The following is a 13792-nucleotide window of genomic DNA, read 5'->3' on the forward strand; positions in this document are numbered from 1 at the left end:
CCTCCTAATGCACTAATCCTAATAGTGTATTTATTACGTCATCTTTTTGCATTGATTTTTCAATTATAATTTTCCATACTTGTTCATCTGATTCATAAATTCCTTTATTAATGTATGAATCTTTTATCTTATTAAACATACTCTCAGCTGTTATTCCAATTAGATTACAGTATTTTTTAATATTTCTTTCCTCTAAACAAGCTATCCCCCAGCAGTCATATCTCCCCTTACTACAATTTTTTGCTGTAATGATTTTTATAATTTGCAAGAAAAAAGCACTTCTAGATTTATTCAGAAGTGCTTTTACTATTACTTATTTAATATTATATTGCTCTTTAATTTTCATCAACAACTCTTCAATAATCTCTTTCTTTTCAGGATTTTTTCCTATATAAAATTCACATGCTGTTTGCAGGTATTCACATAATTCTTCGTGGGTCACGATGTCTTCCCATTCTTCGTCTATACCGTAATAGAATAATACTTTATTTTCTCCGAAATACTCTTCATCACTTTGATCAAATTCATCTGAATATACTACGCCAATGGTATCTCGTCTTTCAACATCCTCTTTAAGAAATCCTTTTAAAATGTCTACAAAATCATAATTAAACACAAACTGTCCTAATACAATAACGGTATAATTCTTTTTTAAGTTCTTTTGTTCAAAAATATCATAAAACTTTTCAAACTCTTCTTTTCTATTTTGCATTTTCTCTCACTTCCTAACTACTTATTGCCAAATTCAAAAACAGTTCAAAAATGGCACATTCTAGAGGACTATGCAATCTTGATATTAACTTATAAGGAAACCTTGACCGAAGTCAAGGTTGAAGACGTACAATCTTAGGTCTATTTATAATACTTGATACACCTTTCTTGAAAAGGGATTCTATCATCGTGCAGCACTTCTTCTTGCAGCAATTTTGTTATATTCTCTACTTTTCCAATGAATAGTGCGAAGAAGTCGCCCGAATTTGGATATGCAAATAGTCCATACCCCTTTGGTGACAGTATTTTGTTGACCTCCTTGATCTTTTCAGGTAAAAATTCATAATGAAATGCTTCTAATTTCTCGAGTTCTTCTTGTGTTGCTAATTCAATTTGGTGGGCAAATTCGTAATCAAGAATAAAATTGACAATTTCTTGATATTCCTCACCTTTATAGTCAACGTATAAAAACTGTTTCGTCGTCAATCCATATTTTAATAGGTCTTCATGTAAGTCATAACTTCCTTGCTCTTTCAAAAACGTTTCCAAATCCTTGCTATCAGGAAATATAATCTGTGCTATCCCTTTATCCGGCATATTAGCTTCCTCCCTTTTATTGAAATAATTCTCCATGCTTGTTAGGAATATATTCTGGGTAGTTTTTACGATAAAATTGATCAATCATCTGAAGCACGGGATCCCATTCAGGGTATGGCTCACGTTCTGCAAATACCATTTTCGCTTCTGGAGTATTCATCAGAAAATTATCGAATTGAGTAGGTACTGGCAACCCTAGTTGTTTCCTTACATGGATCAAGAATAAGATTTCAAAAGGATAAAATCCGTATCCGAAATCACCAAATTCACCGAACTGTCCGATTTCAGAAGCTAATGCAGAATGATACTGAGACATTATCGAAATTAGATGTTCTATTTCTTCTAAATCACCAGTCGACCAACGTTCCAGCACTTCATCATAAATGTTCAGGTCTTCAGGGATTAAGTCGCATCGCAGTTCAGCTTCCTTAAACTTATTTATCACAGTTAGATGCAATTTTTCATTCGTTCCCATGATGGTTTTATTTCTATACTGCAAGTACAACTCTAGCAAAAACCAAATATGTCTATCTTCTTCATTGGCATCTATTAAATGTCCACCGAAGTGATGAGTCATAAAATCATATAATATATTTTCTTCCTTCTCCCATCCATACATTGCAAAATGAACTAATGTGAAGACGACTTCGCTAAACAAATATTCCAAGAACATCCCTGGATACTTGCTTGTATAGAGATCCTGTCCCATGCACTGGTAAAATAAAACCTTCTGCATGTTCTTTAATCCTTCTACATTGTTTCCACCGCTGATCAATACATCATTTTTCCATAGTGACAAGTAATATGAAGAAATTTGGTTTAGATTTATTAATAGTATGTGATCCTTCTCTGTTTCATTTTGCTCAACGATTTTCTCGTTCTCTTTTCTACTAACATTATATTTATCTTTCACATCTTCAAATTTGATTCCATCCACAAAATTTTTGCTATATCTTTTAAAAGCCATTTCTAACTTTTTTTGGTTTATCATTGCATCCTCCCTATGAATTAATCTATTTCCTTATTCCAGTTCTTTACCTGTAACTCATCAACACCGAATCCAATATCAGTGATCTTGATATCTGTTTCAACTCTATTGAACTACCCCCACCTACCGTTGCGCGCTTGAGGTAGGGGTCTTCTCGCCAGATATGATAAAATCCAATTGTAGACCAGGACTCTCCTCCATCAGGTGGATCCATATTAAACACCTATTTATGGGTTATTTTACCACATTTTTGATTAGAACGGTGAATGTTCCCCCTTAATCTCATCATCCATAATCTTACCTCTCTCTAGATGATACTTATTGATAGTAACCCTTTCTTTGATTCGCTATCATCGTACCGCCTCTAGCTAGTTCAAAACCTTTGAATGCAGCTGCTATATTCCAGATTTTTATCTTTAAGCCGATCTGTTTTACATAAACTAACTATCAGCTTGCTTATACGAATCTTTTATTTAAAATATCGGTTAAACAAATAATTTTCTTCTAAAACAAAAAAGGGCTGTTCCATAAGCAAGTAAAACCAACTTATGGAACACCCTTTTATTTTAACTATCTATTAATCATGTAATTTGTTTAAAAACTCAGTGAAGTTACTTGCCACGTAAAATACATTTTCTCTTGCTACTTCCTCTGCTTCTTCTGCTGTAATCCCTTCACTTTCCATCAGTGCTTCTTTTTCCCATGCACCCTCATGTTCCCAAAAAACCACTATCGGTTGGTCCCTACGACCTCTAAAATCAAAACAAATTAAGTTTCCTGCGGGATCAAATCCAATTGGAAATAACTTACTAGGCAAGGTATCTTTATAGTCATCATAAGTTTCAAGTATAAACTCTTCACTCTCAGGATTAAAAGATAATAGTGAACCAAAAACTCTTTCAATACCTTCAACATCAAAAAGCATTGGTTCAACATGTCCTCCATTATTTATCGCAACACATTCTATATAGTCCATCGGAAAATCAAAACCAGTACCTTTTAAAGTTTCTTTGACATCATCTGTACTAATTTTATTATATGTATACTTCCATACTAAATTACTCATCTAATATCTCCCCCCCATAATTTGTTTCCACCAAAATGATTTACACCGTGAGTATCAAATATTACTAACTGTATTTCCCCAGATATTTGATGATGATGCCAAGTTAAATCCGATATACGTGGCAATCCTATTTTTATTTCTTTTAACTGTTTTGGAGTAAATATTTCTTTTAGAATCTCTCCCTTCTCTATAGCCTTCTTTAACATTTGAGTACACTCTTTAAACTGTATATCATCTGGCTTAATATATAAACTTTGTAACTACTCAGCCATACACTTCATTTAGAAGTTTTGTAAGGGGTATGATTCCAGCAAAAACACGCTTACCCATAATTACTGCCACGAAGATAAAAATGGGCCTACACCTCGCTGCCTTTCTTTGTTTTCAAACTTTGCACGTGGCGGAAATAGGCCCTGACCACTACTATACATAGCCAGTCCCTCCCTGGCCATTTAAAAAAATGCTTTTCTATCGTTTTTTCATAAAGTGACTGAGTAGTTACTTAATAAATATACTTAGATGTAATGAGTATACCTAGCCATTAAATTAGGTTTCTAATCTTCATAAATTACCGAACCCATATACCTAAGGTTCCTACCATCAAGTTTTGCTTCCTCAACAAGTTCTTCATATTCAAAATCATATAACCTAATGACAATATTGTATTGTTCTTCTAAATTTTCACCATAAAAGTCTTCAAGTTCACTTATAATTGATTCAGAATACGAAGCATTCTTTAGTAATTCAGACAAAGAAGATGTAGAATATTCATTATAGGTACATTCTAATAAGTCTTGGTTGTACTCAATGAAATCTACTTGAAAATCATTCATAAAACTCGAAGGAATCCTGTCTCCCTCATTATCATATTTTATTGCTACATACTTGCTTAACAAATTCTCATTACTACAATTTCCGAACCAAAGAGAAACAGCTCCTGGGTTTTCCATATTAATCCTCCTTTTCTAATTATCTAAGTCCTTCTGGTAATGCATCGACCCCACCGCTTAAAAATTGGCGCCCGTGATACTAAATGCCATTCATGGTACCCACCGGGATAACAAATCCTACTCGCAATGATAGTCCTTAATTTTGGAGTAGTCCAAGCCAGTTCAAATTCATCTACGCTCAATTCATTAAACCATTTTGCAAAGTCTTTACTTCCGGGCATAGTCTCTGGGAGTAAAGGTTCTGGTCCTAGATGTTTCTTTAACAAAATTGTCTCTTACAAGTTTATTTAATTGCGCATTTGATAATCTTTTTTTCTTCTGTTTCTTACTAGCAGAAGGTTTTTTTCTTATGCCGGGGTTCCGTTCTACTTGCTTTAGGTCTTACTGGCTTCGAGATGCTAGTATTATCCGTACCCTTAGTGCACTTATAAAATTATAACGCTCGTTTCACTTTTCATGCTTAAACAAAAAAGCACTCGTCGCCTATTGTAGACAATGAAGTGAACCCGCCATCTCATACCTTTTTCCTGGAATCCACTTATACTCCATAAGAGTTTTAATCGCAGCTTGTACCTTCTTGTCTGCTTCTATGAATGCTGTTTTTACAACTGTTTTCCCTCTTTGCAGTGCATCCCCCAGTTTTTGGGCAAAGGATTTTGCTTTTGAGGCAATCATTGTGACGCCTTCTGCAATTGGCTTGGTTGCCTTGATAACAGATTTATTGACTTGTATAAAGTTTTCTATTTTCTACCCTACAGCAGTCTATGTATCTGTTTTTGAATTCCCCAATAGCACAAAAATATAAAAAAGAACTGGAGTTTCACCAGTTCTCAGTTGCTTTCAAGCAGCTTATGAATACGTAATTCTAGGTCTTGTTTCTCTTTTAACAAAAGCTGTTCCTCTGTTTCATTGACATTAAATTGAGACAACTCTTTTATAACACCTTTTGGGATTATAAGGTTTTGTTTTACTAAATACTCTCCTAATGTTGTATATATAGCCATCTTTTCACTAAGTGTATTTTTGCAATCTCTTTTAAAGCGTTCTAACACATTACTTACAATAGCTTCTGATGATTGCTCACTTTTAACACTAATTGTAAGGTATTGATACACTTCATTTACTATTTCTTCATAATACCATCTTGCTCTTGGACAATAATCTACTGGAATTTTTTCAAGTCTTTCTAACGCCTTTTCTCGACGAATAATTAACTCTTCAAGTTGATTTTTAGTTATTTGTTTTTTTTCAATTTGTTTCTCGATTTTTTGAAAATCAATAGATTTTAATTCTTTTATCCTATTTTCTTTTGCTATTATAAAAATTCTTGCCTTTTCCGACACTGTTTCTACATACAATACATTTATTAATGCCTTTTCCATTTCATCTTCAATGTTTGGGCTGTAATACTCATCAAAAGTTCTTGCCAATGCTTCACTATTACTCATATTATCTTGTCGTTTATATTCTAAAAAATCCTCATTAAACGCTTCAATGCACTCTTGATACTCCCACATTAAACTCACCTCTTTTATTTTTTAGGGGGAATTGGTTTTCCATCATTATGAATCACTTCAATTTCAATATCTGGATAATCCTTTTTAAATTGACTGATAATACTATTACAACTATCACAAGTATCTTTCTCAGTAAATAATTTTATTTTACCCTTTGCATCATGATTACCCCCTAACCGTGATGCTACATCATTTATAATCTTATACTCAGAATCTTGATCCCTTAAATAACTTACTCCATCTGCATTCTTCGCCTCTTGTGCTTCATACTTTGGGGTTTTAGGCTTTGGTGAAAATCCTTCTAAGTTCGGATTTTCACCAGCATCCTTAACTTGACTATGGGCATAAAATTCATTTTTATTTATCCCTTCAATATTTACCTCAGCGTATCCCATATTTGATCCTGATTTGTTCAGAACTCTATTTGATAGAGTTCCTTTAATCTCTGAAACTCTATTAAGAATATCAGCATCTTTACTTGAATCAATTGATCTAGTTGGGAATCGAGAAGTCTCTCTACCACCACTCTCTTCCAACTTCGAAATCCGACTATGAATAGCCTCTTTCCTATTTTCAAAAGTCGCTTTCACTGAACCTCTCAAGTTCGTTCCACGAAGAACTGTGTTGGCCCCACCGGCGGCGGCATCAGCAGCGTGAGCGTAGGCTAAGGAATTATCTAGGGATTTACCAAATAATGCCCTTCTCGCCACATTAATTCCACCTGCTACACCATTTATCACCTTGATCCATTTTAAAAACATCGGAACATTGCGGCAGGAGTGGCACAATCAAATGAAGAAATACCAAAATGTATTGAAAGAAAAAGGAATTACACAAAGTATGTCCCGTAAGGGGAATTATTTAGATAACGCAGTCATCGAAAATTTCTTTGGCTTATTAAAATGCTCCCTACTTTACTTACAAGAGTTCAAAAGTATGGAGCATTTTACATTAGAATTAGAAAAATATATTCACTACTACAATAATGACCGAATTAAAACAAAATTAAAAGGAATGAGCCCTGTACAATACAGAACGCATTCCTCATTAACCGCTTAAAATATGTGTCTAACTTTTTGGGTTCACTTCATCTAGCAAAATAGGCTATTTTATAAACCTAAACCTTCTTTTACTTCTAATAACAATTTGTTTAACTCAGACTTTTCTTCTGGATTATCCTCTATGATTGACAAGACCCTTTTCTCCAAATAATCATATAATTCTTTAAAATTTAAGTAGGCTTGAGTATCTCTATCAGCAGAAGGATAGTCCATTTCTAATATAATATGAGAATCATCTATAGGCTTCGAAAGATGCGCTAAATCAAAATCGTCAAAATCATATTTAAAAAGAATCGCCACAAATTCTTCTCCATATCCTCTTTTTTGTGAAAAACATTTTAAAGCCTTTTTAAACTGTTCACCATTTACTACTAAAAAATACGTCAACATCAATTTATCAATTGTTGATTTATCGCTAACAATAGTATATTCACCCATTATTATCCTCCTAAAAATTGTAAAGTTAGTCCAGCATTGGATAAAAGTTTGTAATATTCCCTTCTGAATCAAGAAAACCTTTGAACTTCAAACCATTAGAAAATGTGCCTATCACAGTCCTTCCGTCTGCTTGGATTGTTCCATTTTGCATTGCATTTTTTCCCCACTCAAACATTTGTGTATCCGAAACTATATTTGGATCGTATACTGTCTTCGGAGTAGATATATCTTTATATGTGATAGGTTTAGCAATATTTCCTGCCATATCTTTACGTGGTATCCTATATTCAATTTCATACACACCCTTAATTGTGAGATGAGGTTTTTGTGTTATTATCAAATCTTCAAAGCTCACGCCTTGAGTAGATAATGATTTTCTAAATTCATCTAAATTATGTCCTCCACTTACCCCTCTTTATGTATTTATTTTTTCAACATTTTTCAAATGATTAATGCGGAAGTTACTTCTTATGAAGAAGAAACAAGAATTGAGTGAATATAAAGCTATTTATATGATTAAAAATTATTTTTTTCTTCTGTTCCAAACTATACAAAAAGACACCCAAGAATTATCAAAGATTCTCCTTCATCTGTTTAACCTCCTACAGCGCAACGGACGAAAATCTCATCGATACGAGAAAAAAACAGTCTTTGATATATTAGGTGTCATTTATAATTGTACCATATCTGAAGATCTAGCTGCTTAATTGAAAAAAGACAAAACCCATTAGGGTTTATTTCGTATGCGAATTTTTAAATAATCTACACTAATCCCTTATAAAAAAAACCTCTGGAAAATTCCTAATGAATTCTTAGCTTGATAGCGATGTGCTCTCAGCCTAATTCAATGTAAAAAAATATCGACACTATTGTAGTATCGATATTTCAGTTACAATGATATTTTCTTTTACTTTAGGTAGAAAGGGGGCATAGGTAGTAAAGATTTTAGAAAGTATTTTTAGTTTCATCAACTAGAAATTACTTTTTAATTTTATCTGCCACTCTTCCCCCTTTACCCCCTATTCACTGCATTATTTAAGTTATGCAGTACTAAATTTTCTTACTATTATTGATTTAACTGTATTCTGCTATTACTATTTTTTATGAAGTTACTTAATTCTCTATTTTGCATTAAGTAACAAACTATTTTAATTTCTCTAATATATTCTTTACTTTATCTCTAATTTCATTTTCACTACAGTACATATTAGGAATCTTTAGTTCTTCTTCATCATCCGAAAATCTTCCAATCATTTCACATAACTTACCGAATTCATAATTTTCATCAGGGCTTGTGTAAAGAGTTCTTCTCACCAGATAAATCTAGCAATCCCTTAACAAGATATTCTATTTCATTGATATTACTGTACAAGAGAATATCCTGAAAATCCCATAAATTTATTTACCTGCCCTTACACTTCCATCACATAATCATCTACTATTTTTAAGTAGAATTTATCACCAATTTCTACTATGGAGTTCCACTCGTATAAGTTTCCTAAAAAGTCAATAAAAATAGTAATATTCTTTGAACCTTCTTCTCCAATTCTTTGTAAATTTATACTTTCGTTACTAATCATATTATTAATGCGTTCTGCTAATTCAGCTTCATCTTCTGAAAAAGCAATTATACTATTTATAATATCATTAAATTCTAAATACCCTGTTATGCCAAATCCACATTTAAAGTTGTTTAATAGTATGTTGCAAAGGTCTTGTTTATTCACTTGTTGTATATTTTTCAATAACTCTCTATCAACATAGCTAATTTCAACAAGTTCTTCGTACTCCTCCTCATCAAACACTAAAGGAATGTACATATAATCATCTTTCAATAAGTACTCTTTCGTTGGTACTGTGATAATAATGTCACCTGCTTTTTTTATCTCAGAATGATAATACAAATCTGTTCCATAATTTAATTTCAATTCTAACCTATCATTAGCATAAGATATAAGTCCTATTAAACTACCATTATGAAAAGTTGTATCACTTTTTTTCATTTCTAACCAGTCCTTATAATCCCCAGTTACTTTGTAAATATATTTATCCATAAACTTTCTCCTTATTTTAATGCTGGTATATCTGCCAAAGACGGTAATCCATTTACATTTGAAAACCTTTCCCAATCAGATGCAGGTATAAATGTCCTATGAATTATCATATCAGCTTTTGTATATATAACTGACTTGTCTTTTCGACATGTGGCTTAATGCAACCCAAGCCGACGAAGCACGGCTTGGGGAGTGATAGCGATGTCTGATAAAAAGCCTTGTACCGCCTCTTTTATGGATGCTTGTGTCGGATGAAATCGGTTGGCAATAACCTGTTGTTTTAACCATTTCCACAGTCTTTCAATTGGGTTCAGATTCGGTAAATATGGAGGAAGGTATACCAACATCAGCCGCTCTTTCTGTTCATGCAAGAAGTTTTGTACAGATTTGCTTTTATGAATGCGAGCGTTGTCTGTAACCATGACCACAAACTTATCTTTATATTGCTTTAGCACATAGAAGAGGAATGACAAAAAGTCTTCCTGTTTACAGGAAGACGCCGTCTGGTGTACTACTTCTCCTGTTTGGGCGTTTACTGTTCCAAAAACGGTTACGCTAGCATGATGACCATAAGTTGGAATCTGTTTTTGCGATCCTCGTTGTGACCAAGTAGCGTGTAGACTTTGATACGCTCGCACATGCGTCTCGTCTTGATAGAGAAGAACCATATCTTCGGTCAGCAATTTTTTTTAATCAAAGTAATTTGATGTCGGAACATACGCTGTTTTTTGGGATCTGCCCTCTTGAGTGTGTAGGTCGGACGGGTATAACTTAACTTCAACCGCCAAAGCATGCGTAAAACACCTGTATTCGACATTTCTATATCATACGTACGACGCAAATATTCCTGAATGACTGGTGTAGTCCAGGACACAGCGCTTCCCAAGCCTTGATCCGTCGGTGTGCTCGTTAGAATGATTTCTTTGAGCGCCTGTTGTTGGTCGTCCGTTAGAAAACATGCGCGTCCCGGTGCCATTTTACGCTCGAGAAGGAGGTCCATGCCACCTTCATTAAACCGTTTTACGTATTCGGAAACAGACTGGCGATGGATCCCACAAATCTCGGCTGCTTCTTTGCCCAATTTCCCTTGCATGACGAGACGCACAGCCATAATACGTGTGCGAAAAAATGCATTGCTTTCCTGTTTTTCTTGTATCCGCAAGTCAGTAATCGTAAGGTCATGTGTATTTGTAATCTTCAAACGCTTCATCATAATCCGCTCCTTTTTCTTGTCCTTGGAACCAGTATGGACAAGATTTTGAGAGAATAAGCACAGAAGATGAAGAAACTAGTCAGTTATATATAGTTTGAAATATATCCAGACACTTCACTTATTTCTTCTTTTAAAGCTTTTAATTCATCTTCGTTTAAATTATACTTTGATAAATCTAACATATTAAAACTTTCAATCTTCTTTTTCAAAACTTGTTTAAAATCATCACCTAATGGTTTTCCATATCTAGCAAATCTAGTAGCAATTGTTATAGGCATCACTATTTCATCAAGCTCATTCTGTGGTTGGTCATAATATATACATTGTGATGCTGCAACATCATAAGTACTTCCTTGTTCTATCCACATGTAAAAAGATTCCAAAGTTCTAAACTTACTTTCATAAAAATTGTATTTGTTCATCAAATATAACCTTCTTTCTATTTTTTTATCTTATATATTACTTCAATATCTATGTTGTGATATAATTTTTAAATTGTTCTATTATATCTAAACAACTTGGGCAACATTCCAATTCAGTAAACAATTTAATTTTCCCTGCTGTACTATACTCGGTTCCCAATTTATTTTGTATTTCTGAAAGTATTTTAAATTCAGTATCAACATCCCTTAACCATGCTCCAGCTCCATCTACTACATTGTTTCCATCAACTTTTATTGCCTTTAATAAAGTTGAATCTGGTTTTATTAAAATGCCAGTTCCCTTAATACTCTCTATCTCTGCCTGTATTGCACTATGTGCAAAATATTCATTTTTAGTTATACCCTCTATAGTTACTTCAGCACATTCAAAATTACCTTTTCCTATAGCCCATTGTGGCAATTTATTTTTATGTTTATTGATTATATTTAAGAAATTAGAATTTACCACTTCATCAAGTAATCTTATAGTAGTTTTAGCTTCTGCCACTCCCTTAGCAAGCGAAGCCTCAAGCCCTTGAATCTTACCATCCATAAACTTAGTACTCTCTGCATGATGCGTATTGACCCACTCAGTAATCTTTCCTGAGCCACCTTGTTCCCCTATCAACACACTGTCTCCAGCTGGTTTAGGCCCCTTGAAGAAGGCAAGTGTATTATCCATCCCTTGGGCCATTTTTCTGCCAAACTGATACATTTTTTCATTTCTGGATTTTCCTGTTTTTAATCCGTAAAATTCGAAATAATCTAATTATTATTTTACCTACTTGAATGTTTTATCTAAACTATTTTTACACTAAAACAAAAGGGGCTGTTCCATAAGCGAGTAAAACCAACTTATGGAACAGCCCTTTTATTTTGAATACCTATTAATCACGTAATTTTTTTAGTTCGTATTTTACTGATTGTATTTTAAGCACCTGCTAATTGGATCGTAAACTATAATCCTGAGATCTAATTTATTTGGGACATTTATCTAGAAAATACACAAAAAATATTTGCGAACTCGTTTTATCCATTGGTAGACATTGCTATACGCGTAATTTTCTTTCTCTAAAACACTAGCTTTTATTCTGTGCTTTAATTATTTCCATACCCTTCATAAATTTCTTAATAGAATCCTCATTCTTCATTAATCCACTTAAGTATAACAATGCATCAAATTCTTCAGGGTCTGCATCATAATATATCATTCCCGGATCAATAAAAGGTTCATAAACTATATTACATATATTTTGTCCCCCCATTTGTACACTAAAACATCTTTCCAATTTGGAAATATAACTATTTGTACAAATTAGATCGTCTACAGATGTTTCAAATGATTGTCCATTGTAGAAAAAAAATAGTTTGTTATCTTTAACATAAATACCAACTACCTGTCCATCTTCGCTAAATCCTCCCACGCCTTGTCTAACTAACTGTACTTTATTTTTTTCAACTATTGAATATCCACTAGGTTCTAATATAATATATGTGTCAATCTTAGGGTAATTATTCAGTATTATCATAAGCTCCCCCTCCTAATGCACTAATCCTAATAGTGTATTTATTACGTCATCTTTTTGCATTGATTTTTCAATTATAATTTTCCATACTTGTTCATCTGATTCATAAATTCCTTTATTAATGTATGAATCTTTTATCTTATTAAACATACTCTCAGCTGTTATTCCAATTAGATTACAGTATTTTTTAATATTTCTTTCCTCTAAACAAGCTATCCCCCAGCAGTCATATTTCCCCTTGCTTCAATTTTTTGCTGTAATAATTTTTTATAATTTGCAAGAAAAAAGCACTTCTAGATTTATTAAGAAGTGCTTTTACTATTACTTATTTAATATTATATTGCTCTTTAATTTTCATCAACAACTCTTCAGTAATCTCTTTCTTTTCAGGATTTTTCCCTATATAAAATTCACATGCAGCACTTAAATATTGGTACAATTGATCATAATTCACAATATCGTAGTCATTATCACCATCGCCAGAATAAAATAAAACTTTATTTTGTCCAAAATACTCCTCATCATCTTGTTCATATTCACCTGAATAAATTACTCCATTATATTCCCAACGCTCTCCCTCTTTACTTTTAAAACCTTCTAAGTGTTGTAGAAAGTTACGTCCATTTACATATATATTCAAAACATCAATAACTGCCTCTTTATTCAAATTTCTCTGTTTCATTATCTCAATAAATTCTTCATATACGTTCATATTAATCCACCCAGTCTAATACTAGATAAGCATTCTCTATCTCTCTAGTTTCTGAATTTATCTTAGTTTTAAGGTGTAAAATATACTGTGTAAAGTTTAAGAAACGAAGCTTATGCAGTATATTTTACACGCCCATTATATGACTGTTTTTTTATTTAACCTGTTCTGTTTCGTGTCATAAGACTATTAATCATATAGACGTTTCTCTTCAATTTCATGTAAAATTTTCCCGATTCGAGAAAATAATCCTACATATTGGTCGCGAGTTAACTCTTGTTGAATTAAATCTGAGTTTAGATGCTTGAGTGTTTCGACTAAGTTATTCTTTGAATTTCTATAGATCTTTGGCAATGATATTAGAAGTTCTCCGTAAGCAGTATAGACAATTGCCTTTTTGGATTCTGATTGGTTTAAAACTGTCTCATATTCTCCGAAAGTTCTTTCTATCGCTTCTTCACTATCTATCTTTTCATCTTCTTTAAAATCATTATACGTTTCATTAAAATACTCAAATATTTCTTCATATGTTAATGCCAT

At 32.9% G+C, this 13792-nt stretch carries 19 protein-coding genes and 3 pseudogenes; 2 read left to right on the forward strand and 20 right to left on the reverse strand.

Features of this window, described 5'->3' with window-relative positions:
• Positions 1-4: 4 nt before the first annotated feature.
• The 10 genes from WAZ07_RS19490 to WAZ07_RS19535 form a co-directional block, all read right to left on the reverse strand.
• A complete protein-coding gene (locus tag WAZ07_RS19490; RefSeq protein ID WP_336473757.1) occupies positions 5-268 on the reverse strand; it encodes a hypothetical protein in 264 nt (87 codons plus the stop codon).
• Positions 269-313: 45 nt separating this feature from the next.
• Entirely contained in the window at positions 314-712 is a 399-nt protein-coding gene (cdiI, locus tag WAZ07_RS19495) for a ribonuclease toxin immunity protein CdiI (RefSeq protein WP_336473758.1), read from the reverse strand.
• 140 nt (positions 713-852) lie between these two features.
• Entirely contained in the window at positions 853-1308 is a 456-nt protein-coding gene (locus tag WAZ07_RS19500; RefSeq protein WP_336473759.1) for a hypothetical protein, read from the reverse strand.
• Positions 1309-1324: 16 nt separating this feature from the next.
• Entirely contained in the window at positions 1325-2299 is a 975-nt protein-coding gene (locus WAZ07_RS19505; protein WP_336473760.1) for a hypothetical protein, read from the reverse strand.
• A gap of 574 nt (positions 2300-2873) precedes the next feature.
• The gene (locus tag WAZ07_RS19510) at positions 2874-3362 is read right to left on the reverse strand and encodes an SMI1/KNR4 family protein (RefSeq protein ID WP_336473761.1); all 489 of its coding nucleotides are present in this window, start codon (positions 3360-3362) and stop codon (positions 2874-2876) included.
• A complete protein-coding gene (locus tag WAZ07_RS19515; protein ID WP_336473853.1) occupies positions 3359-3607 on the reverse strand; it encodes an HNH endonuclease in 249 nt (82 codons plus the stop codon). The genes WAZ07_RS19510 and WAZ07_RS19515 overlap by 4 nt, the downstream gene beginning before the upstream one ends.
• A gap of 309 nt (positions 3608-3916) precedes the next feature.
• Positions 3917-4312, reverse strand: coding sequence for an immunity 22 family protein (locus WAZ07_RS19520; RefSeq protein ID WP_336473762.1), 396 nt, complete (start codon positions 4310-4312; stop codon positions 3917-3919).
• Between the two features lie 483 nt (positions 4313-4795).
• On the reverse strand, positions 4796-4987 hold the full coding sequence (locus WAZ07_RS19525) for a hypothetical protein (RefSeq protein ID WP_336473763.1): 192 nt from the start codon (positions 4985-4987) through the stop codon (positions 4796-4798).
• 155 nt (positions 4988-5142) lie between these two features.
• Entirely contained in the window at positions 5143-5829 is a 687-nt protein-coding gene (locus tag WAZ07_RS19530) for an Imm3 family immunity protein (protein ID WP_336473764.1), read from the reverse strand.
• A 14-nt stretch (positions 5830-5843) separates the two neighbouring features.
• Entirely contained in the window at positions 5844-6539 is a 696-nt protein-coding gene (locus WAZ07_RS19535) for a deaminase domain-containing protein (protein WP_336473765.1), read from the reverse strand.
• A gap of 64 nt (positions 6540-6603) precedes the next feature.
• On the opposite strand from WAZ07_RS19535, the pseudogene WAZ07_RS19540 reads away from it, so the two are divergent.
• Positions 6604-6888: pseudogene (locus WAZ07_RS19540) on the forward strand (transposase); the annotation flags it as partial.
• A 50-nt stretch (positions 6889-6938) separates the two neighbouring features.
• On the opposite strand, the gene WAZ07_RS19545 reads toward WAZ07_RS19540, so the two are convergent.
• Both WAZ07_RS19545 and WAZ07_RS19550 read right to left on the reverse strand, forming a co-directional pair.
• Complete coding sequence (locus WAZ07_RS19545; protein WP_336473766.1) at positions 6939-7328, reverse strand: hypothetical protein; 390 nt, start codon at positions 7326-7328, stop codon at positions 6939-6941.
• Positions 7329-7353: 25 nt separating this feature from the next.
• Positions 7354-7725 (reverse strand): annotated as a pseudogene (locus tag WAZ07_RS19550) (CdiA family toxin C-terminal domain-containing protein); the annotation flags it as partial.
• A 55-nt stretch (positions 7726-7780) separates the two neighbouring features.
• On the opposite strand from WAZ07_RS19550, the pseudogene WAZ07_RS19555 reads away from it, so the two are divergent.
• A pseudogene (locus tag WAZ07_RS19555) lies at positions 7781-8035 on the forward strand (IS4 family transposase); the annotation flags it as partial.
• Between the two features lie 705 nt (positions 8036-8740).
• Here the strand turns inward: WAZ07_RS19555 and WAZ07_RS19560 are convergent.
• The 8 genes from WAZ07_RS19560 to WAZ07_RS19595 all read right to left on the reverse strand — a co-directional run bounded on the left by WAZ07_RS19560 (position 8741) and on the right by WAZ07_RS19595 (position 13792).
• A complete protein-coding gene (locus WAZ07_RS19560; protein WP_336473767.1) occupies positions 8741-9382 on the reverse strand; it encodes a hypothetical protein in 642 nt (213 codons plus the stop codon).
• 155 nt (positions 9383-9537) lie between these two features.
• Positions 9538-10020, reverse strand: coding sequence for an IS630 family transposase (locus WAZ07_RS19565; protein WP_336473768.1), 483 nt, complete (start codon positions 10018-10020; stop codon positions 9538-9540).
• Between the two features lie 38 nt (positions 10021-10058).
• Positions 10059-10595 (reverse strand): helix-turn-helix domain-containing protein, encoded by a 537-nt coding sequence (locus tag WAZ07_RS19570; protein ID WP_413788922.1) that lies wholly within the window; start codon positions 10593-10595, stop codon positions 10059-10061.
• 83 nt (positions 10596-10678) lie between these two features.
• Positions 10679-11017, reverse strand: a complete 339-nt coding sequence (locus WAZ07_RS19575; protein ID WP_336473769.1) for a hypothetical protein — start codon at positions 11015-11017, stop codon at positions 10679-10681.
• 49 nt (positions 11018-11066) lie between these two features.
• On the reverse strand, positions 11067-11699 hold the full coding sequence (locus WAZ07_RS19580; RefSeq protein WP_336473770.1) for a deaminase domain-containing protein: 633 nt from the start codon (positions 11697-11699) through the stop codon (positions 11067-11069).
• A 397-nt stretch (positions 11700-12096) separates the two neighbouring features.
• On the reverse strand, positions 12097-12546 hold the full coding sequence (locus tag WAZ07_RS19585; RefSeq protein WP_336473771.1) for a hypothetical protein: 450 nt from the start codon (positions 12544-12546) through the stop codon (positions 12097-12099).
• A 322-nt stretch (positions 12547-12868) separates the two neighbouring features.
• Complete coding sequence (cdiI, locus tag WAZ07_RS19590; RefSeq protein ID WP_336473772.1) at positions 12869-13255, reverse strand: ribonuclease toxin immunity protein CdiI; 387 nt, start codon at positions 13253-13255, stop codon at positions 12869-12871.
• Positions 13256-13441: 186 nt separating this feature from the next.
• Positions 13442-13792, reverse strand: a complete 351-nt coding sequence (locus WAZ07_RS19595) for an Imm3 family immunity protein (protein WP_336473773.1) — start codon at positions 13790-13792, stop codon at positions 13442-13444.

Origin of the sequence: Bacillus bruguierae (assembly GCF_037104725.1) — a bacterium.
In the GTDB taxonomy this organism is placed as follows: Bacteria; Bacillota; Bacilli; order Bacillales; family Bacillaceae_G; genus Bacillus_A; species Bacillus_A bruguierae.